The sequence below is a fragment of the Streptomyces sp. NPDC048639 genome (genome assembly GCF_043199075.1).
Taxonomy (GTDB): Bacteria; Actinomycetota; Actinomycetes; order Streptomycetales; family Streptomycetaceae; genus Streptomyces.
Window position 1 is genome coordinate 180,394 of sequence record NZ_JBICVP010000010.1, and the last position, 21,214, is coordinate 201,607.

The 21,214-nt window shown below is 69.6% G+C and carries 17 protein-coding genes; 12 read left to right on the forward strand and 5 right to left on the reverse strand.

The genetic code is table 11. The features are described 5' to 3' along the window. Positions 1 to 6: 6 nt before the first annotated feature. Positions 7 to 495 (reverse strand): MarR family winged helix-turn-helix transcriptional regulator, encoded by a 489-nt coding sequence (locus tag ACGFNH_RS26725; RefSeq protein ID WP_393657872.1) that lies wholly within the window; start codon positions 493 to 495, stop codon positions 7 to 9. 629 nt (positions 496 to 1,124) lie between these two features. On the opposite strand from ACGFNH_RS26725, the gene ACGFNH_RS26730 reads away from it, so the two are divergent. The 9 genes from ACGFNH_RS26730 to ACGFNH_RS26770 all read left to right on the forward strand — a co-directional run bounded on the left by ACGFNH_RS26730 (position 1,125) and on the right by ACGFNH_RS26770 (position 14,176). Then, positions 1,125 to 2,564, forward strand: a complete 1,440-nt coding sequence (locus ACGFNH_RS26730; protein WP_393657873.1) for an amidase — start codon at positions 1,125 to 1,127, stop codon at positions 2,562 to 2,564. 91 nt (positions 2,565 to 2,655) lie between these two features. Further along, positions 2,656 to 3,894, forward strand: a complete 1,239-nt coding sequence (locus ACGFNH_RS26735; protein WP_393657874.1) for an alpha/beta hydrolase family protein — start codon at positions 2,656 to 2,658, stop codon at positions 3,892 to 3,894. 117 nt (positions 3,895 to 4,011) lie between these two features. Beyond that, positions 4,012 to 5,544: an MFS transporter gene (locus tag ACGFNH_RS26740; RefSeq protein WP_393657875.1), complete on the forward strand. Its 1,533-nt coding sequence runs from the start codon at positions 4,012 to 4,014 to the stop codon at positions 5,542 to 5,544. 20 nt (positions 5,545 to 5,564) lie between these two features. Beyond that, complete coding sequence (locus ACGFNH_RS26745) at positions 5,565 to 6,308, forward strand: SDR family NAD(P)-dependent oxidoreductase (RefSeq protein ID WP_393657876.1); 744 nt, start codon at positions 5,565 to 5,567, stop codon at positions 6,306 to 6,308. A 31-nt stretch (positions 6,309 to 6,339) separates the two neighbouring features. Next, positions 6,340 to 7,596, forward strand: coding sequence for an aminotransferase class V-fold PLP-dependent enzyme (locus ACGFNH_RS26750; RefSeq protein ID WP_393657878.1), 1,257 nt, complete (start codon positions 6,340 to 6,342; stop codon positions 7,594 to 7,596). Continuing rightward, positions 7,586 to 9,676 carry a hydantoinase/oxoprolinase family protein gene (locus ACGFNH_RS26755; protein ID WP_393657880.1) on the forward strand — a complete coding sequence of 697 codons (2,091 nt, stop codon included), beginning with the start codon at positions 7,586 to 7,588 and terminating at the stop codon, positions 9,674 to 9,676. The genes ACGFNH_RS26750 and ACGFNH_RS26755 overlap by 11 nt, the downstream gene beginning before the upstream one ends. After that, on the forward strand, positions 9,673 to 11,487 hold the full coding sequence (locus tag ACGFNH_RS26760; protein WP_393657882.1) for a hydantoinase B/oxoprolinase family protein: 1,815 nt from the start codon (positions 9,673 to 9,675) through the stop codon (positions 11,485 to 11,487). The genes ACGFNH_RS26755 and ACGFNH_RS26760 overlap by 4 nt, the downstream gene beginning before the upstream one ends. Positions 11,488 to 11,516: 29 nt before the next feature. After that, positions 11,517 to 12,860 (forward strand): transaminase, encoded by a 1,344-nt coding sequence (locus ACGFNH_RS26765; RefSeq protein ID WP_393657884.1) that lies wholly within the window; start codon positions 11,517 to 11,519, stop codon positions 12,858 to 12,860. 206 nt (positions 12,861 to 13,066) lie between these two features. Further along, positions 13,067 to 14,176, forward strand: coding sequence for a PP2C family protein-serine/threonine phosphatase (locus tag ACGFNH_RS26770; protein ID WP_393657886.1), 1,110 nt, complete (start codon positions 13,067 to 13,069; stop codon positions 14,174 to 14,176). A gap of 34 nt (positions 14,177 to 14,210) precedes the next feature. Here ACGFNH_RS26770 and ACGFNH_RS26775 read toward each other — a convergent pair whose 3' ends face one another. Next, entirely contained in the window at positions 14,211 to 14,867 is a 657-nt protein-coding gene (locus tag ACGFNH_RS26775; protein WP_393658040.1) for a maleylpyruvate isomerase N-terminal domain-containing protein, read from the reverse strand. A gap of 153 nt (positions 14,868 to 15,020) precedes the next feature. Here ACGFNH_RS26775 and ACGFNH_RS26780 point away from each other — a divergent pair, with 153 nt between their 5' ends. Next, positions 15,021 to 16,013, forward strand: a complete 993-nt coding sequence (locus ACGFNH_RS26780; protein WP_393657888.1) for a 5'-nucleotidase — start codon at positions 15,021 to 15,023, stop codon at positions 16,011 to 16,013. A gap of 273 nt (positions 16,014 to 16,286) precedes the next feature. Here the strand turns inward: ACGFNH_RS26780 and ACGFNH_RS26785 are convergent, their stop codons facing one another. Both ACGFNH_RS26785 and ACGFNH_RS26790 read right to left on the reverse strand, forming a co-directional pair. Continuing rightward, positions 16,287 to 16,658 carry a hypothetical protein gene (locus tag ACGFNH_RS26785; RefSeq protein WP_393657890.1) on the reverse strand — a complete coding sequence of 124 codons (372 nt, stop codon included), beginning with the start codon at positions 16,656 to 16,658 and terminating at the stop codon, positions 16,287 to 16,289. A 349-nt stretch (positions 16,659 to 17,007) separates the two neighbouring features. Continuing rightward, positions 17,008 to 17,517 (reverse strand): SUKH-3 domain-containing protein, encoded by a 510-nt coding sequence (locus ACGFNH_RS26790; protein WP_393657891.1) that lies wholly within the window; start codon positions 17,515 to 17,517, stop codon positions 17,008 to 17,010. A gap of 197 nt (positions 17,518 to 17,714) precedes the next feature. Here ACGFNH_RS26790 and ACGFNH_RS26795 point away from each other — a divergent pair, with 197 nt between their 5' ends. Further along, entirely contained in the window at positions 17,715 to 18,236 is a 522-nt protein-coding gene (locus tag ACGFNH_RS26795; protein WP_393657893.1) for a GNAT family N-acetyltransferase, read from the forward strand. 212 nt (positions 18,237 to 18,448) lie between these two features. Here the strand turns inward: ACGFNH_RS26795 and ACGFNH_RS26800 are convergent, their stop codons facing one another. Continuing rightward, positions 18,449 to 19,966, reverse strand: coding sequence for an MFS transporter (locus ACGFNH_RS26800; protein ID WP_393657895.1), 1,518 nt, complete (start codon positions 19,964 to 19,966; stop codon positions 18,449 to 18,451). A gap of 63 nt (positions 19,967 to 20,029) precedes the next feature. Here ACGFNH_RS26800 and ACGFNH_RS26805 point away from each other — a divergent pair, with 63 nt between their 5' ends. Beyond that, the gene (locus tag ACGFNH_RS26805; RefSeq protein WP_393657897.1) at positions 20,030 to 21,001 is read left to right on the forward strand and encodes a helix-turn-helix transcriptional regulator; all 972 of its coding nucleotides are present in this window, start codon (positions 20,030 to 20,032) and stop codon (positions 20,999 to 21,001) included. Positions 21,002 to 21,214 lie beyond the last annotated feature (213 nt).

Genomic DNA, 21,214 nt, shown 5'->3' on the forward strand with positions numbered 1-21,214 from the left:
CTTTAACTATATGGGCCCGAGCGACTCCTCGTCGAGAGTCTTGGGGGCCTGGCGCCGGGACGGGCCGAAGTCCTTGTCGGCCTGCTGGTCGAGGGCCTCTTCCAGCGCCTGGCTGTCGAGGATCTTCAGGGCGGCCTCGGCGTCTCCGAGGGTCTCCTGGAAGCGCTCGACGAGCAGGCGGTCCACGCTGGCGAGCACCTCCATCCCGTGCCGCGTGATGTCGAAGATCACGCCTCGTCCGTCGGAGGCCAGCCCGCCGCGCTCCATCAGGCCGCTCTTGACCATTCCGTTGGTGAGGGCGGAGATGGCCGGCCGGCTGACGGCCGCGTACCGAGCCAGCTCGTAGGCCCGCTGTCGCCCTCTCGCCGCGCTGGTGAGCGCCCGGTACTGCGGCATGGTGAGGCCGCCCTCCTCGCAGGCCTGCTGTGCGATACGGGCCAGGCGGACGACGGTCCGTACGGCGTTGAGCAGCTCAACGTCCTCACCCTTGTTCATGCGTCTCCTTCGCACTGCGTACCTGATCCGACTCGGCCTCAATGGTTGCTCACAAGGGCCGAGAAGGTGGGCCGTTCGGTTGCGGACATGCGCCGAGGGCGTCCGGTCCGTTCGTGACGACGGAGCTGAACACCCTCGACACCGCACTGTACGGGGCAATGGACGATCATCGACCGCTGTGGCGGGGCCGGGCTCATGGGCGTTCCGCAGGGGGCTTGACGCTTGGCCGGGTGGCGCGGAGCCTGGTCCTGCACGTGATCCGCACCCTCGGCCGTCTCGCCTGGCCGTGGAGCGGTGGCGGACGGCCGCCCTCTGGCGGGGCTCCCGCGAGCAGCCCGCCGCTGCTTGCCGGGGCACGGGCCGAACGTGCCCCGCTCGGCAGGCCGGGAGCCTGCCCCGCAGAACTCCGGTCGGCCATCGCGACCCGTGCAACGACAGGGCCGGGTCGGTCGACTCGACGCCTGCTCCCTGACGGCCACAGCTTCACATTGGGCACCGCGGCGCCGAGGCCGGCATGGATTGAGCGGCTCCGACCCATTGCGCACAGCCGGAGAGCGGCTAAACTCCACAGGCATGGTTAAAGGCTTTAACTACTTTGGTCGGACGAGAACACGGGCGAGGTCGGGCACATGAGCGAGTTCGACGGCCTGGACGGGCTGGCCCTGGCCGCACTGGTCCGCACCGGTCAAGTCGCGGCATCCGAGCTCCTCGAGGACGCGATCACACGCATCGAGAAGTCCAACCCGGCGACCAACGCCGTCGTCACGACGATGTACGACCAGGCACGCGCGACGGCGGTCGGCCCTCTGCCCGACGGCCCGTTCACCGGTGTGCCGTTCCTGCTCAAGGACGGCGGTGGCGTGGCCTACGCCGGTGTGCCGATGACATCCGCGAGCAGGTTCCTCGCCGGCCACGTCCCCGCGCAGGACGGCGAGCTCACCCGCAGGTACAAGGCCGCGGGCCTGGTGGTGTGCGGAAAGACCAACCTGCCGGAGTTCGGCCTCCAGCCGACCACCGAGCCGGAGCTGTTCGGCCCCACCGAGAACCCGTGGAACCCGGAGTTGTCGGCCGGCGGGTCCAGCGGCGGCGCTGCGGCAGCGGTCGCCACGCGCATGGTGCCCATGGCCAACGCGAGCGACAGCGGCGGGTCCATCCGCGTCCCGGCCTCCTGCTGCGGAGTGTTCGGCATGAAGCCGACCCGGCTGCGCATCTCATCGGCACGCCGTCGCGCCGGGGTCTCCATGCGCATCGCGGTGCTGAGTGAGCATGCCATCACGCTCAGCGTCCGTGACTGCGCGGCGCTCCTCGACGCCACCGCGGGGCCGCTGCCGGGCGATCCGTTCATCGCGCCGCCTCCAAGCCGTCCGTACATCGACGAGACCAGGACCGATCCCGGGCGGCTCCGCATCGTCTTCAGCAAGGAGTCGCCGGTCGGCGTGCCCCTCCACCCGGACTGCGTCGCGGCGGTCGAGGACGCCGCTCGTCTGTGCGAGAGCCTCGGCCACCACGTCGAGGAGGGCACCCCTCGGCTCGGCTCCAGCCTGGCCGAGCCGTTCGCGACGGTCTCGGCCGGCGGCCTGGCATGGGACATCGCGCACCTCGAACGTGTCACCGGCAAGAAGGCCCGGCCGGAGGACTTCGAGGAAGCGACCTGGGCCATGATCGAACGCGGCCGGTCCGACACCACGAGTCTGAGCGCCTACATGGACGCGCTGGCCGAGTTGCAGACGCTGTGTGACGACCTCGCGGCCTTCCAGAGCCCGTACGACGTCTGGCTGACGCCCACCACCGCCATACCCGCCCCGCCGCTCGGATCCTTCGCCGCCACGCCCGGTGACCCGTCCCGGACCATGCGCATGCAGGGCGCATTCCTGCAGTTCACCACGCTCATCAACATCACCGGCCAGCCGGCCGTGTCGATCCCGCTGCACTGGAACGCCGACGGGGTCCCGATCGGCGCCCATTTCGTCGCGCCGTACGGGGACGAGGGCCTGCTCTTCCGCCTGGCCTCCCAGTTGGAGCGGGCGCGGCCCTGGGCCCGACGAACTCCACCCGCGGCCCGCCACTGACCGTTCTCCCGCACCGCACCGCACCGCACCGCGCACGAACGCACCGCGCACGAACGCACCGCGCACCAACGCACCAAGCCGAGAGGTACTCATGACCGCGCCCACCGACACGTGGCCGAATCCGCTCTTCCCCGGCCCGCACTGGACCTCCCACCAGTTCATCCCCAGCGAGGTGATGGACGACCAGTTCAAGCACCAGCTGAGCATGATGTTCTTCGGCATGTCCGATCTCGGCGAATGCCTGGAGGCCGCGGCGAAGATCCGGGCCGAGGACGAGCAGAGCTGGGTCCGGGCATGGTCCGAGGTGGCCTGGCGCCTGCAGGGGCGCGCCGAGGAAGCCGAGCGGAAGGGCCGGAAGGTCACCGCGGGCTCGGCCTATCTGCGGGCCGCGACCTACTGGCGAGCCTCCCTCCTGCACTTCAGCTTCCCCGGTGACCCCCGGGTCAGGGAGTACGCGGCCGCCGCCTACCACTGCTACGACCGCTACCTCGAACTGTCGGGCTATCCAGGGGAGTTCCTCGAGATCCCCTACGAGGGCAGCTTCCTCCCGTCGTACCTGTACCGCTCTCCCGTGGCCGTGGGTCCGGCCCCCTTGCTGATCTTCTTCCAGGGGCGCGACGCCTGGCCGGAGGACACCCGCTGGGTGTACGACAACGCGATGCGGCGTGGGTACCACTGCCTCGGCGTACAGGGTCCCGGCCAGGCAACGGCGCTGCGCCTGAACGATCTGACGTTCCGTCACGACTGGGAGAACGTCGTCACCCCCGTCGTCGACACCGCCGTGCAGATCGACGGCGTCGATCACGACCGCATCGGGCTGATGGGGCTGAGCTTCGGCGGCTACCTCGCCCCCCGCGCGGCCGTGTTCGAGCGGCGCCTGAAGGTGTGCGTCGCCAACCCCGGCGTCCTGCAGTGGGGAGCGTCCATCCTGGCGCAGCTGCCCGAGACGCTCAGCCACGCGCTGGAGGAAGGCCCCGAAACCTTCAACGCAGCCGCGGCCGCGATGACCGCCCAGTCCCCGCTGGCCGACTGGTTCATCCGCGACTCCTCCTGGAAGCACGGCGTGCAGACGCCGTACGAGCTGTTCAAGGAGTTCGCGAAGTGCGACCTGACCGGCGTCGCCCACAGGATCGCGTGCCGGACGCTGGTGATGGACGGGGCCGAAGAACGCTTCTCCGCGGGGCAGGCCCGGCAGCTCTACGACGCCTTGACCTGTCCGAAGGACTTCCTCCACTTCGACGAGGTGTCGACCGCGCAGTTGCACTGCCAGAACGGCGGTACCGCTGCGGCCGCCGAGTTCACCTTCGACTGGCTGGACGAACACCTCTAGCAGCAGCCCCGCAGCACCAGCGCAAAGGAAAGACACCATGTGGCGCTACCACTCCGCCCTCTCCCGCCGTCGACGCATGACGCATATGCGCCCGCGGCGGCCGCATGTGCCGGCCTCATGACCGCCGACCTGCCCGACCGGGTCGACCCCTCCGTCCTCCCGGACGACCTGCCCGACCGGCTCCACGCCGACCGGCTCGACGCCGACCGGCTCGACGCCGACCGGCTCGACGCCGACCGGCTCGACGCCGACCGGCTCGACGCCGACCGGCTCGACGCCGACCTGCCCGACGACCGGCTTCCCGACGACCGGCTGCCCGGCGTCGGAGCCGCGGAGATGGGGCTGCGCGACACGCTCCGCCGCGGTGGATGGACGCTCTGCTCGCTTGCCGTCCCGCTGGTGGCGATGGAACAGCTCTTCCGCGAGGCGACCACCGTTCTGGCACCGGACATCAGAGATCACTTCGGCATCTCCGACGCCATGTTCGTCGCGATCGCCGGATTCGCCGGCGTCGCCCTGACACTCGGCGGCATACCCGTGGCCTGGCTGGCCGACCGAATACGCCGCACCTACCTGGTGGTCGGCTCGGCCGGGCTCGGTGCCTGCGCGCTGCTCGGGGCCGCCCTCGCCCAGAACACCTGGCAGTTGTTCGCCGCCTACATCCTCACGGGCATCGCCGCGGCGTACTCGAGTCCCGTCTTCCTGTCGATGCTCACCGACACCTATCCGGTCGAGGGACGCGGCCGGATCCTGTCGCTGCACGCGATGGCCACTCCGCTCGGGCAGGCGCTCGGTCCGACCTTGGCGGGCTCGCTCGCGGCCCTGGCGGGCGGCGAACAGGCGTGGCGCTGGGCGTACATCGGACTGGCGGTTCCGTACGCGCTGCTGGCCGTCTCCGCGGCGGTCTTCCTCAGAGAGCCCGCCCGGGGCCAGTCCGAACGGCAGATGCTGCTCGGTGGAACCGGTGAGGGGACGGAAGCCCCACCCGCAGGAATCGTCGAGGCATTCCGCCGGATGATGCGCGTCAAGACCTTCGTCCACATGTGCCTGGGCATAGGCGTCCTGGGCCTGGCCCTGTTCACGCTGCCCCTGCAGATGTCAATGCTCCTGGGAGACGAGTACGGGTACGGGACCTTCGACCGCGGCGTCATCTTCTCCGTGACCCAGGTGCCCGTCATCATGGCGATGGTCGTCGGCGGGCACCAGTTCGACCGGTCGTACCGGCGCAACCCGCCGCGCACCATGCACATCGCCGGTTCCGCCCTGCTGGCCTTCGGAGCGCTCATCGGTCTGGGCGTCTGGTCGGGGCCCGCCTGGGCCCTGCTCGGGTTCTACGTGCTGGCCTGCATGTGCAGTGGTATCGCTCTGGTCGCCGTCAGCCCGTTGATCGCGTCGGTCACACCCCCGCGGCTGCGCACCCAGGCGTTCGCGATCCTGCCGGTGTTCACCTTCCTGATGGGTGGCTTCATCGGATCCATTTTCGCCGGAGTCATCTCGGACTCCTTCGGTGCGCGCACGGCGCTGGCCGTCGCCGTGCCGACATCGGCGTTCATCGCCGGTTACGTGTTCCTGCGCGGCGCACGTTTCCTCCGGGCGGACATCTCGGCGGCGGTCCGCGAACTCGTCGCCGACGGACGGACATCACCATGAACAGAGAAGAGGAACACGGCATGTTCGACCTGTCAGGCAAGGTCGCGGTGGTCACGGGCGCCAGCTCCGGTATCGGTGCGGAGATCGCCCGCGCGATCGGCGAAGCGGGAGCGTCCGTCGTCCTGACGGGCCGCTCGCAGGACCGGCTGGAGCGGTCGGCGGACGCAGTGGCGGCCACCGGAGCCGCCTTGGCGACCGTGGCCGTCGACGTCCGCGCCGACGACGCGCCGCGGACGATCGTCGACACCGCGGTGGACAGGTTCGGCCGCATCGACGTCCTGGTCCACTCGGCCGGGATCTACGCGCAGGCCTCCCTGGAGGAGACCACCGACGAACTGTTCGACGACCAGTGGTTCACGAACGTCCGCGCCCCCTTCAGGCTCACCCGCGCCGCCCGGCCGCACCTCGGTCCGGGCGCCGCGGTCATCTTCGTCTCCTCCATGTCCGGGCACGTCGGATCACCCGACGACAGCGCCTACTGCACTTCCAAGGGGGCGGTGGAGCTGATGGTCAAAGCGCTGGCCACCGAGCTCGCGCCCGCGGGGATACGCGTCAACGCCGTCGCCCCGGGCAATGTGCACACCCCCATCAACCGGGAGCTGATCACTCCGGAGGTGGAGAAGGAGATCGTGGCCGCCACGCCCGCGGGACGGGTGGGGCTGGTCCACGACATCAGCCCGGCCGTGGTGTACCTGGCCTCCGACGCGTCGGCGTACGTCGTCGGAGCGAGCCTCCCGGTCGACGGCGGCTTCATCGCCCAATGACCCCTGCCCTCATGATTTCCAGGAGTTCGGCATGACCCCCTTTCCCAGCGGCCTGCGGCCCGATGACCTCCACCGTGAACTCGACCGGCTCGAACGCGTCTCACGCTTCTCCGAGACCTCGCGCAACCTCTTCGACGAGGGACCGCACCTGGTGTCCACACCCGAACTGCCCTGGGGTGACGCGGTACGCGAGGCGACCGTGGACGCGTATCGCCGCTTCATCCACGGCGAGACGTGGATCACCGGTAGCGGCGCGCGCGAGATGGAAGCGGAGATCGTGCACTGGATGGGCGGCCTGCTCGGGGCCGCCTCACCGGCGGGCTTTGTGACGTCCGGCGGTTCGGAGTCCAACATGTGCGCGATCCTGACGGCCAAGCAGCGCTCGGGGCGCCGCGGCGGGAGCGTCGTCTATCCGGACAACGGGCACTACTCGCTGGCCAAGTTGTGCGGGATGTTCGGCCTGGACGCCATTCCGGTCCCTGCTCCCGCGGAGGGGCTGCATCTGGTGGACCCCGAGGCCATCGAAGCGGCGATCCGCCCCGACACCATCGCCCTCATCGCGACGGCCGGCACCTGGGCCTACGGCAGCGTCGACCCCGTCGAGGCGATGAGTGAGATCGCCCTGCGGCGGGGGCTCTACCTGCACGTCGACGGCGCGTTCGGCGGTTACATCCTGCCGTTCCTGGAGCGCTCCGGCTACGACACCGACATTCCCCCGTGGGACTTCCGGCTGCCCGGTGTCTGCTCGATCAGCGCGGACCTGCACAAGAACGGCATGGCCCCGCCGCCCGCCGGGACGCTGTTCTTCCGGGACGCGTCCCTGCTCGCCACGGCGAAGGAGATCTGCCCGCCCAACGGCACGATGACCGGGACCCGCGGAACCGGGCCCATCGCCGGTGCCTGGACCATGGTCAAGCTCCTCGGAGAGCCCGGCTACACGGCGGTGTCGCTCAAGTCCATGGCCATGCGCGACGAGATCGTCGAAGGCGTACGAGGGATCGACGGCCTCCGCATCCACCCCGGCTCCCGGATCAACATGGCACTGATCCACTCCGACGACCTCGATCTGCGGCCGGTGGCCACCGAACTCCGGTCGCGGGGCTGGATGTTCGCCGCCCGGGCCGTACCCGCGCCCGTCGGCATCGTGGTGGTGCCCATGCCGCACAACCACGGCCAGATCCCGGCGTTCCTCGACGATCTGCGCGAGGCCGTGAAGAGCGTGGCCGTCCCTCTGAACGACGCGCCGGCCGCGGCCGCCACAGGGAGCGTGTCCAGTTATGGGTTCTGAGTTCTCCCGCCTGGCCCTGCGGGTGTCCGTGGACATCGGCGGGACCTTCACCGACCTGGTGGTCGAGCAGGGTGAGCAGATGCGGCTCTACAAGTCGCCGACCGTGCCGGACGATCCGGTCCGGGGCATCCTGAACGCGCTGACGATGGCCGCCGACGCGGACGGCACGCCCCTGAGGGTGTTTCTCGGCCGGGTCGAGTCCTTCGCGCACGCCACGACCCGCGGTCTCAACGCCGTCCTCACCGGCAACACGGCCAGGACGGCGCTGCTGACCACCGCCGGTCATCCGGATGTCCTGCTGCTGCGCGAAGGCGGCAGGCGCGATCCGTTCGACTTCACCGTCCCCTACCCCGAGCCGTATGTGCCGCGCTCGCTGACCTTCGAGGTGGAGGAACGTATCTCCTCCACCGGCGCGGTCCTGCGGCCCCTGGACACGGAAGGGCTGGAGCGCGTCTGCGACCGGCTGATCGAGGAGGAGGTGGAAGCGGTAGCCGTCTGCCTGCTGTGGTCCACCGTCAACCCGGACCACGAACTGGCGGTCGCCGACGTGCTCCGCCGGCGGCTCCCAGAGGTGCCCCACACCCTCTCGCACGCGCTGAACCCGTCGCTGCGCGAGTACCGCCGGGCGTCCTCCGCGGCCATCGACGCGTCGCTCAAGCCGCTGATGAGCAGCTACATCGAGGGGCTCACCGCGCGGCTGCGTGACGCCGGGCTGGCCGGGCGCATCCTGATGGTCACCTCGATCGGCGGCGTCGCGGACGTCGAGGACGCCGCGGCCGCGCCGATCCTCACCCTCAACTCGGGCCCGTCGATGGCTCCGGTGGCCGGCCGCGCGTACGCCTTCTCCGACCTGGGGGCGGACGAGGTGATCGTCGCGGACGCCGGGGGCACCACGTACGACGTGACGCTGGTCCGCAAGGGCGAGATCCCCTCGACCCGTTCGGCGTGGATCGGCGGGGAAGGCACCGGTCACATGACCGGGCTGCCGTCGATCGACGTGAAGAGCGTGGGCGCGGGAGGCGGCAGCATCGCCTGGGTGGACTCCGGAGGGCTGCTGCACATCGGCCCGCAGAGCGCGGGATCGGTGCCCGGCCCGGCTTGCTACGGGCGTGGTGGCATCCGTGCCACGGTCACCGACGCCGCGCTCGTCCTGGGCCACCTGGACCCGGCGGACTTCGCAGGCGGTTCGATGACCCTGGACCCGGCGGCCGCCCTGAAGGCCGTCACCAAGGACGTCGCCGAGCCCCTGGGCCTCGACCCGGTCGACGCCGCGCACGCGGTCCTCGAACTGACGACGGAGCAGATGGTCCGCGCCATCGAGGAGATCACCCTGCAGCAGGGCATCGACCCGGCACGGGCCGTCCTGGTCGGCGGGGGAGGGGCCGCGGGCCTGAACGCCGCCGCGGTGGCCGCACGCCTGGGCTGCCGCCGGCTCGTGGTTCCGGCCGTGGGCGCGGCCCTGGCGGCGGCGGGCGCGCTGATGTCGGACCTCACCGCCGTGTACTCCGCCACCGTCCCCGTACTGACCAGTGCCTTCCCGACCGGAAAGGTCAACGACGCGCTCAGCGGCCTGCTCCGGCGCTGCCAGGAGTTCGCCACCCGCGTCGGAGCGGACCGCAGCTCCGTGAGCCTCTACGCCGAAGCGCGCTACCCGCAGCAGATCTGGGAGCTCGAAGTGCCCCTGAGGGTACGGAAGTTCGGCGCCGCCGACGTCGAGGAGTTCGAAGCCGACTTCCACGCCATGCACCAGCAGATCCTGGGCATCGCCGACGAGAAGTCGCCCGTGGAAGTGGTGAGTTGGGGCGCCCGGGTCGGGGTCGCTCTGCCCGGTTCGGGCGGCACCCTCAAGGCGCGGGTCAGCCGCCGGGGAATGCCCTCGGTGCGGCGGGCCTACGTGGAAGGGCGCGGCATGACGTACGTCCCCGTACGGCCCCTGGGCACCATCGCGGCCGGAGATGTGGTGCGAGGGCCGGTGCTCATCGAGTCGCCGTTCACCACGGTGGTGGTCGCCGACCCCGCCGCCACAGCCGAGTTGGGCCCATCCGGATCCCTGATCATCAATGGAGGTGGAGCCGTATGAGCGGCATCGACGCCCCGGAGCGGGGCCGGACCGGAGCGGAGACGCTCGACGGAGCGCGGATGGCGGTGCTCAGCCACCGCTTCGAGGCCATCGTGCGACGGATGTCGAACACCCTGGCCAGATCCGGGCGTTCGGGCGTCCTGAACACCGCCCGCGACTTCTCCTGCTGTGTGCTCACGGCATCGGGGGAGGTGCTGATGACCGGTGACAGCCCGCCGATCCATGTGATGGGCGGCCCCGACCTGCAGGCCAAGTCCATGCTGGAGTTCTATCCGCGCGTACGGGCGGGCGACGCCTTCCTGCACAACTCGCCCTACCACGGCAACACGCACGCCGCCGACCACTCCGTCCTCGTACCGGTGGTCGACGACAACGGCGTGCACCGCTACACCGTGCTGGCCAAGGCCCATCAGGCCGACTGCGGCAACTCGGTGCCCACCACGTACATGGCGGGCGCGCGCGACGTCTACGAGGAAGGGGCGCTGATCTTCCCGGTCGTCCGCGTCCAGGACGCGTACGCCGACTGCGAGGACGTCCTGCGCATGTGCGAGATGCGCATCCGCGTACCCGACCAGTGGCGGGGCGACTACCTCGCGGTGCTGGGCAGCGCCCGTATCGGTGAGCGCGCCCTTCTCCAACTCGCCGACGAGGTCGGCTGGGACGCCCTCGACCAATTCGCCCACGACTGGCTCGACTACGGCGAGGCGCGCATGGAGACGGCGATCCGCGCGCTTCCGTCGGGCACCGCGACCACCACGACGTGTCACGACCCGTTCCCCCGCGTGCCCGACGGGGTGCCGGTCCAGGCCACCGTGACGGTCCGTCCGGACGACGGCATGATCGACGTCGATCTGCGCGACAACCCGGACTGCGTCCCCTCCGGCCTGAACCTGAGCGAGGCCGCCTCGCGCACGGCTGCCCTGATCGGCGTGTTCAACAGCATCGACCACACCGTGCCGCACAACCAGGGAAGCTTCCGCCGCGTCCGCGTGCACCTCCGCGAGAACTGCGTCGTGGGCATCACCCGGCACCCGTTCAGCTGCTCGGCGGCCACGACCAACCTGGCCAACCGCGTCGGCAATATCGTGCAGCGCGCGCTCGCGGAGATCGGCGACGGCATGGGCCTGGCCGAGGTCGGCTCCGGGATGTCGCCGTCGGAGGCCGTCGTGTCCGGGGTGGACCGGCGCAGCGGCGTACCCGTCCCCTTCGTCAACCAGATCTTCACCGGCCCCAACGGCGGCGCGGCCGGGCCGGACGGCGACGGCTGGCTGACCATGAGCGACCTCGGCAGCGGCGGCACCCTGCTCCTGGACAGCGTGGAGATCGACGAGCTGAAGCAGCCGATCGTCATCCACCGCAGGCACCTCGCGCACGACACCGAGGGAGCGGGTCGCCACCGAGGCGCCCCCGGCCTGGAGGTCGAGTACGGCCCGGTCGGCGGCGAGCTGGAAGCCATCTACGCCAACGACGGATCCATCAACCCGATGGCGGGGGCCCGCGGCGGCCACTCCGGCGCGCCGTCGGCGCAGTTCAAGCGCGACCGCGACGGAACCCTGCACGAGGTCGACATCTGCGGCCCGGTACGCGTCGAGGAGGGCGAGACCCTCGTCGCGCGCACCAGCGGAGGCGGCGGGTACGGGCCGCCGGACGCGCGCCCGCCCGAGGAGGTGGCCCGCGACGTACGCGAACAGTGGATCAGCGAGCAGCGGGCATGGGAGGTCTACCGGGTCGCCCTCGACGCCCGGCAGCATCCGGACACGGCGGCGACCGCGCTGCTCCGCGGCGACGGCAGCCGGACGGACACGGGATGACACGGGACGACACAGGAAGGACACCAGCGGTGGAGAAGCTGACGGAACTGCTCACCGAGGAGCGCCGGCTTTTCGAGGAACGCAACCCGCGCTCGCGCGCGGCCCACATCGGGGGCGCGTCGCATCTCCTCGGCGGCGTGCCGATGACCTGGATGGCCAAGAGCGCGGCGGGCCATCCGCTGTACCTCGACCGTGCGTCCGGTGCGCGGCTGGTGGACCTGGACGGGCACGAGCTGATCGACTTCTGCCTCGGGGACACCGGAGCCATGGCGGGGCACTCCCCGGACCCCACCGTGCAGGCGGTGGGCCGCCGCTTCGGCGAGCGGGGCGGCGCCACGACCATGATGCCGACCGAGGACGCGGCCGTCGTGGCGGGCGAACTCGCTGCCCGCTTCGGCGTCTCCCGCTGGAGCTTCTCGCTGACCGCCACGGACGCCAACCGCTGGGTCCTGCGCCTGGCCCGCGCCGTGACCGGCCGGCCGCGCGTCCTGGTCAACAGCTACAGCTACCACGGCACCGTCGACGAGTCGTTCATCGTCAACTCCGGTACGGGGCCCCGCTCGCGCCCCGGCAATGTGGGCGCGCCGTGCGACGTCACCCTGACCAGCCGCGTCGCCGAGTACAACGACCTCGACGAGCTGGAGCGCGAGCTCGCGCACGGGGACGTGGCCGCGGTCCTGATGGAACCGGCCCTGACCAACATGGGCATCGTCCTGCCCGAGCCCGGTTACCTCGAGGGCGTACGGGAACTCACCCGGCGCTCCGGGACGCTGCTCATCAACGACGAGACCCACACGATCTCCGCGGGCCCCGGCGGCTGCACCGCGGCGTGGAACCTCGACCCGGACGTCGTCACCCTCGGCAAGGCCATCGGCGGCGGCATCCCCATCGGCGCCTACGGCCTGAGCGAGTCCCTCGCGGACCGCCTGTGGGGCCACCCCGATCTGGACCTCGTCGACACCGGTGGGGTCGGCGGCACCCTGGCGGGCAACGCGCTGTCGCTGGCCGCCGCCCGCGCGACGCTGACCGAGGTGCTCACCGACGAGGCGTACGAGCGCATGATCGCCCTGGCCACGCGCTACACGGCCGGGGTGCAACGCGTGATCGACAGCTGCTCGCTCCCCTGGAGCGTCACGCAGCTGGGCGCGCGGGCCGAGTACCGCTTCGTCAGCCCCGCCCCGGTGAACGGCACGGCTTCGCAGCGGGCCACCGACGTGGACCTGGAGGACTATCTGCACCTGTACTTGGTGAACCGGGGGATCCTGCTGACCCCGTTCCACAACATGGCGCTGATGTGCCCGGCGACGACCGCAGCGGACGTCGACACCCATCTGGCCGTCTTCGAGGAGGCGGTCCGGCGGCTGGTGACCTGAGAGTCGGACGTCCGACCCCTCCGACGGGCACTGACACCTGTACGCCCCGGCCTGCGCGGCCGGGGCGTACGTCGGTTCAGTGAGGGGCCCGCGGGGTCACGTGCGACGGCCTCCTCGCGGCGGCATGCTCGCCAGCAGCGGCAATGACGCACCACGTCCCGATGGGGCTCATAGGTGGACGCCTGCGGGGAGAGCGGAGAGCGATCGTGACGAAGGCCATCGGACAGCCCGGGCTGACCCGGCTCCTGGTGGTCCTGCTGCTCGTCGCGGGCGCGGCGGCGGACATCTTCGGGCCGGAGCCCTACATGGGGCTGCCTCTGCTGGCCGCCACTCCTCTGGTCGCGGCGGCGATGCTCTCCTTCCGGGAGAGCCTCGCCGTCGCCGTCGTCGCCTGTGCCGCCTCCGTCGCGCTCGACATCCATCTCGGGCGTCCGGTCACCGCACTCGTCGTCGATCTGGCCGATGTGGCCGTGACCAGTTGCCTCGCGCTTCTGATCAATGTGCTCCTGACCCGGCACCGTCGGCGCCTGGCCCAGGCCCGTGACGTGGCGGAGGCGGCCCAGCGCGCGCTGCTGCCCGATCCACCGGCCCGCGCCGGGGAGCTGGAGGTGGCGGCCCGCTACGAGGTGGCGCAGGCCGAAGCCCGTATCGGTGGCGATCTCTATGCCGTGCAGGCCACGCCCTTCGGTGTCAGGGCGATCATCGGGGACGTACGGGGCAAGGGCCTGCAGGCAGTGGCCTCCGTCTCGGTCCTCATCGGTGCCTTCCGGCAGGAGGCCGAGAACGCGCCCACCCTCGACGAGCTCGCGCAGAGGCTGGACGCGGCGCTGCGGCGCGACAACGAGCACAGGTCGGCGCCCACCGGCCTCGAGGACTTCACGACCGCCCTGCTGGCAGAGATCGTCCCGGGGCGTGACACCGTACGCCGGGTCAACCGCGGACACCCGTCCCCGTTCCTCGTACAGGCCGGTGACGTCGTCCGCCTCGATCCCACGGACCCTCAGCTTCCGCTCGGGATGGAGCTCGGGGGCCTGGACGCCGGGCCGGGCGCGGGTACGGCCGACAGCTTCGCGATGCCGCCCGGCGCCACACTCCTGCTGATCACGGACGGGGTCACCGAAGCCCGCAACGAGATGGGCGCCTTCTACGACATCGAGGACGCCGGCCTCGGCACACGCACCTACCGGAACCCGCGTCAGCTGATCGACACGCTGGTCCAGGACGTGGCGCGCTGGACGGACGGCCCCTATCAGGACGACATGGCCATCATCGCGCTGGCCCGCATCCCCGACGAGCGCCCTTCCCGTCCCCGCTGAGACCAGGCCCGCTCTCGTATCGGAAGCGGACTCCTCAGCCCAGGACGAACGGCAATGGTGCGGCTGTCTCCCCGAGTTCGGCCCTCTCGGCGTCGGTCGGCACCCGGCGGCCGGTACCGATCAGCAGGACGTCCGTGTCGCTGAACGACGCGGGGAACGCGCCCCCGGCGATGCTCTCCAGCATCTCCCGGGACCGGGCCAGACACTCCCGGGGCGGCTCCTTCGCATCAGGGAGGTGCGCGATCAGGTCGAGGTGATGCAGCGTCCATTCCAGGACGTACGCGGTCAGGTAGTCGCCCACGGTCAGTACCTCGTCGCGGGTGCTCACCCGGGCGCCGGGATCGGCGAGTTCGGCGGCGCGTCCGGCGGCGGAGCCGACGTCGTCGAGGTGGAACGTGAGCAGGCGCGGCTCCTCGTACGCGGCGGCCAGCCGGACGATGAGGGCATCGAGCGGATCGTCGCCGGTCGGCGGGTGCTTCGTGACATTCCAGTAGGTCACCGCGTCACGGGTCGGCTCCCTGTCGGCCGGGGTGACCAGGGTGATCAGCACGTCCTGCGCGTCGATGACCAAGTGGCACACGAGGTCCCGTACGAGCCAGCCGTTGCAGCCGGAGGGCTGTTCGAAGTCCCGGTCCGGGAGCTCGGCGACAGCGGCGCGCAGCGCAGTCCAGGCGCGGGAGAAGAGATCCACATCGGCACGGTAGTGCGGTGCCGGAATCGCGGACAAGCGCATTCCCGGTGTCGGGAGGACCGGCCTGCTCGCCAGGTCCGATCACCGACTGGGATCCTGGCCCGGGCCGGCACATCACCGAAACCGGCGCACGAGTTGATGCGGGAGAGAGCTGTGCAGTACGAACTTGCGAACCGCTTGGTCGTCGGTATCGCCACCAGCGCGTTGTTCGACCTGGCGGAGTCGGCTGAGGTCTTCCGCGAGCAGGGCGAGGAGTCCTACCGCGCCTACCAGGAGGAGCACCTGGACGACACGCTGGGGAAGGGAGTCGCATTCTCCTTCATCCGCAGGCTGCTGTCCCTGAACGACCTCAGCTCTCCCGACGATCCCCTGGTGGAAGTGATCGTCCTGTCCCGCAACGACCCTGACACCGGGTTGAGGGTCATGCGGTCGATCCAGGCGCACGGCCTGCCGATCAGCCGGGCCATCTTCATGCAGGGGCGCTCGCCGTACCGGTTCATGCCCGCGCTGAACATGTCGCTCTTCCTGTCGGCGGACGAGACCGACGTCCGCGAGGCCGTGGCCCTGGGCCTGCCCGCCGGCCGCGTCCTGGGTGCGGCCGCGGCCGACGAGACCGACGACCAGGACCTGCGGATCGCCTTCGACTTCGACGGTGTCCTGGCCGACGACTCCTCCGAGCAGGTCTTCCAGGCCGACGGCCTCGAAGGGTTCCGCTCCCACGAGACGAGGAACGCCGCCACGCCGCACGACCCGGGCCCGCTGCGGGACTTCCTCGCCAGCATCAACCGGCTTCAGCAGCGAGAGGAAGAACGACGGGCGCAGGACCCGGACTACGAGGTCCGCGTCCACGTCTCGCTCGTCACCGCCCGCAACGCCCCGGCCCACGAACGCGCGGTGCGCAGCCTGAAGGGGTGGGGTGTGACGGTCAACGACGCCTTCTTCCTCGGCGGCATAGACAAGAGCACGGTCATGGGGATTCTCAAGCCCCACATCTTCTTCGACGACCAGGTGGGACACCTGGAGGGCACGTCGCGCAGCACGCCCAGCGTGCACGTTCCGTTCGGCAAGATCAACGAGAGGAGCGTGCCGGCGGCGCGTGCCGGAACTGCGAACTCGATCCCGGAACCCGATCGTGCCCGAGGCTGAGACGACTCTGCGAGTCGACCCATGCGAAGAGGCTCCCTGAGTTCGGGCTACGTGAAACCCATGCCATCAGACCGCACTGAGGCCCTGCCAGATGACACCTGGCAGGGCTCCAGATCGCCGCATGAATAGGCAAAATTCCCGCCCGATCCAATGCTCTTGTACTCCACGGCGCCGCACAGCTTCCAGAGCCCGCTAGGCGGTCACGATGGGCTGACCGACGGTCGCACTCGGGCCGCAGTTGACGATCACGCCACTGAGTATCAACAACGCTCGCTACATTTTTGCCACCATCGTGATGCCGCCCACCGCAAGCGAGAACATCCGGGCAAGCGCCCTCCGGGTGTCCGCGTCGCGATCGATCCGCTGCAACGATTCGAACCTGGCTGGGTCTAGATCGATCGTGGCGAGTCCGCCTGAATTTCTGCCGCCCACGGCCGGGAACAGCACGAGGCACCGGACTGCCAGAACCGCCCCTGCCCGCTCCTCGCGCATGAGCGACTGGAGGAAGACGTCTTCTTCCTTGACTTGGCTGCGGAGTGCGTGGATCGAAGTCCACCGGGTAGCCCAGCCACGGCCCTCCGCCTCCAACTGGAGCTCCAGCAGCGTATCGAAAGTGATCTGACACACGCGGAAGTCGGGATCCATTGAATTAATCATTGGCATCCGAACGCTACTCCCCGCCATGGATGTCGATACGGATTGGCGTGTCCCGGGCTATTCGCCCATCCTTGATTGGAGTTCGTCCCAGCGGTGGCGGCCTCCAAGAATGGCCCTTCCTCGGGCAGGGAAATCCTCGGGCCACGCCCACATCGGCGGTCACCGCCACCGTCTACGCCCACGTACGCATCCGTCTGCAGCGCGACGCGCCATCGACCTGCTCGGCCATGCGCTCGACCGCCCTGACGGCCAGAGGCGGCGGACACCACTGTGTCCGCCGCTGCTGTCACCCCGACCGGAAGCTCCGTCAGGCGATGCTCGACGCGGCCGAGATTCGCTAACGGGAATCAGGTCTCGGCCAAGGATCGAGTCCCGGATCGGAGTGCAGGCAGACCAGCGGGCGATTCGCGCAGACTGCCAACTCCAGGGAGTCTTCAAAGGTGGAACCGAGCTCCCAAATCCATCCCATACCAGCAGCAACCACCCTCCCCCCAGCCTCGACGAATACACTTGAGTAACTGAGCCATTCGCCAATTGGGAAATAAGCCCCACCGAGAACGCTCTCTACCTCTTCCGCTAGATCACGCTGCCCTGATCCGGCGGCGAAGGGATCGAAATTGTAAGGCTCGTCATTATTGAAGTTCTGGCCGACTCGATTGACCGGATCGATCGAGAGCCCTCCCACCGCAGCGAGGATTTCTTGAGCCAATGGGTGAGCCCGATACCCTTCACCCTCCAACGGCTTTATCCATTGACCGGCGTCAACTTTCCTGCCTGCGCTCCACCCGGACGCAACAAGCGCCCCAAGCAAATCCTTGCTGAGCGAGTCGAATCGAATGATGGACATCAGTTGATCCCTAGGTCTTCCAGTAGCCGACCACAACGGCCGCAGGGGTGAGCCGGTTCGCCATGCCCATCCGTATTCGACGTCGGCATGGAGCTATTCCGCGTCCTTACCGTTCGCATGGTTCCATCCCTGATGGCCTCGGAACCCTCTGCCGCCTGCGCCTGAATTAGACAGTGCACCTCCGCGCACCCTCCGTGGTGACCCGTCCGTTCGAGTGCATCAGCCAACGGACCTTCTGCCTGCTGGCCGTGCTTGTTGCGACCCTCGGGGAGATCCACGCCGCGGCGTGGGAGGCGGCCTACGGGCCGTTCTTCGCGCGGGGGTTCGTCGCCGAGGCCGTACGGAGCAGGCGTACGCGATGGCACGAGCGGATCACGAACGGGCCCGAGACGATTCTGCTCGCCGCGCTCGAGGGCCGCCCACTGGCGCTGTCCTACTTTTCCTCGTCCCCGGCCCGGCCGGGCCTTGCGGAGATCCATAGCTTCTACGGCCATCCCGACGGCTGGGGGAGTGGCGCCGCGGCCGTGCTGATGAACGAGACACTCAACCGTCTGCGCGAGAACGGCTTCGCACAGGTACACCTCTGGACCCTGCGCGACACCCCACGGTCCCGCCGCTTCTACGCCAAGTGCGGTTTCACCGAGTCGGGTCGGGCACGCACCCTCGACTTCGGCGACGGCAACCCCCTCGCCCAAGTCGAGTACGAGCGCACCTGCTGACTTCTGCTCAGGCCCCCCTCCTCCGGAGGGAGCGCGCACGGGCCGACCGGTCGGGTCCGGTCGTTCACGGCGAGCTCGGGTGCGACGCGCGCTCGTCACGAAGACCTCCGCGTGATCTGTTCATGGGCCGTGCCCACCACACCGGAGGTCTTCGTCATTGCCCAAGGCCCACAAGCGTCAACAACGCTCGTGATCAATACCGTGATCAATACCTAGGGCACCAGTGCTGGTTCCTTCACCTCCGCCGGCCCTTCGGACGGCGCGCCCTCGACGTGCAGAGCGGGCCGCTTCGGAAGGGCGAACATCACCACGAAGATCACGCCCAATACGGCGGCGACCCAGCCCAGCGCATGGCGGAAGGCGTCAATGTAGGCGGGGCCGATCTCCGCCGGGCTCAGGTGATCGTCGATCAAGCCGAAGAACACCACGGACACCAGACCCAGCCCCAGTGCGTTGCCCATCTGCTGCACCGTGTTGATCAGTCCGGAGGCAGCACCCGCGTGCTTGCGCGGCACCTCGGAGAGCACCGCGTCGGTCAGCGGGGCGATGATCAGGCCCATGCCCACGCCCATGACGAAGAGAGGCAACGCCATCTGCCAGGAGGTGGTACCGATGCCGTAGCGGCTGGACTCCCACATGTAGAGCAGCACACCGGCGGCCATGATCAGCGCTCCCGCCTGGAGCACCTTGCGGCCGAAACGCGGGACCAGCTTCTGCACCGACAGCCCCGCCGCCGTCGACACGGCAATCGAGAACGGTACGCCGGTCAGACCTGCCCGAAGGGGGCTCCAGCCGAGCCCGACCTGCATGTACAGCGTCCAGACCAGGAAGAAGACGCCGAGCACGACACCGAAGACGGTCTGCACGGCGATGCCCGCCGCGAAGCTCTTCACCCGGAACAGCGAAAGCTCGACAAGCGGGGATCCGTCCCGCGCGCTCTTCCTGCGCTCGTAGGCCACCAGTGCCGCGAGGACGAGGAGCGCGCACACCATCGAGACGTACCCCCACAACGGCCAGCCCAGTTCGCGGCCGCGGGTGAGCGGATAGATCAGCATCAGCAGGCCGAGCGTGACCAGGCCGACGCCAACCAGGTCCAGTTTGAGGGCGCCTGGCGCCTTGGACTCGGTGATCACGCGGCTGCCCAGGACCAGGCCCGCGATGCCGACCGGCAGGTTGATCAGGAAGATGGGCCGCCACGACAGGTCGAAGAGGTTCCACTCGGTGAGCAGGGCACCGAGCAGCGGCCCCGAGACCGCGCCGAGGCCGACGACCGCGCCGAACAGCCCGAAGACCTTGCCGCGTTCGTGCGCGGGGAAGGTGGCGTGCACGATCGACAGCACCTGCGGCACCATCAGCGCCGCCATGGCGCCCTGGAGGATGCGGGACGCGACGAGCATCTCCGGGTTGGCGGCGAGCCCGCACAGTGCGGAGGCAATGGTGAAACCGCCGACACCGAGAAGGAAGATCCGCTTGCGGCCGTGGATGTCGCCGAGTCGTCCGCCGGTGATCAAACCGGCCGCGAACGCGAGGGCGTAACCGGCGGTGATCCACTGGATCTGGCTGAACGAGGCGCCCTCGTCCTGCTGTATCGACGGGATCGCGATGTTGACGATCGTGACGTCGACCAGGTCCATGAAGGCAGCGGTCATCACGATCGCGAGGGCGAACCAGCGGCGGCGGTCGCCGGAGGCCGCCCGATCTGTTTCGGATATGGGCTCGGTGAAGGTCATGGCCGAAAAGCTAGTCAGGCAGTAGGTCAGATCGTGTCCTAGTCATGCAGCATTCTGGATGACATGACGACGGACACCCCCGCCCGGCTGCTCACACTCCTCTCCCTTCTCCAGACCCCCCGTGCGTGGCCCGGCGGTGAGCTCTCCGAGCGACTCGGGGTCTCCCGGCGCACGGTCCGCCGGGACATCGACCGGCTGCGCGAGCTGGGCTACCCGGTGCAGGCGAGCATGGGCGCCGACGGCGGGTACCGCCTGGTTGCGGGCAAAGCCATGCCACCTCTCGTGCTCGACGACGAGGAGGCGGTGGCCATCGCAGTCGGGCTGCGCGCCGGAGCCGGGCACGCGGTCGAGGGCGTGGACGAGGCGTCGGTGCGCGCGCTGGCCAAGCTGGAACAGGTGCTGCCTGCGCGGCTGCGCCACCGGGTGACCACCCTCCAGGCGGCGACAACACTGCTGACCGGTGGGGACGGGCCGAGCATCGCGCCCGAGACGTTGACTGTCATGGCCTCGGCCGTGGCTGCTCGGGAGTTGCTGCGTTTCGCCTACCGAGCCGGGGACGGCACAACGTCCCGGCGTGTGACGGAGCCGTATCGGCTGGTGTCCACGGGCCGCCGCTGGTACCTGGTCGCCTATGACCTCGACCGCGCCGCCTGGCGGACCTTCCGGGTGGACCGGGTGAGCGAGCCGTTCGCCACAGGTGCGCGGTTCGCGCAACGGGAACTGCCGGCAGGGAGCGCCGCGGAGTACCTACGGCGCTCCATACGCCGGCTGGGAGATTCCTACGAGGTCGAGATCGCCTTCGCTGCCCCGACGGCGGTGGTCTCGGCGCGCCTTCCGGAGTGGCTGGGGAAGCCGGAGCCGACGCAGGGCGGAGCCGAATGCGTCCTGCGGACCGCAGTCTCGGACCCGGTGGAGTGGCTGGCGGTTCGGCTTGCCATGCTGGGCCTGGACTTCCGAGTCCGGTCACCGGAGCAACTGGTGCAGTGTGTACGGGAGTTGGGCACACGGCTGGTCGGGGCCGCGGGAGACACGTGACTCTGAATCGCGGGGGTGAGCAGTGTCAGCCTCCTCGGCGGGACATCGGTCCTGAACGGCGTAGCGAGGAGGAGGGGGCACATGCTGGAACGACGGTGTTCCGGACCGGCGACGTGTGTGTCGACTCGCTGGCGTCGACGGTGTAGCCCTGCGTACGTTCCTCTGACTCGTGATCCTTCAGCAGATGAGACGAAGGTTGCGCCTCGCGCCGGA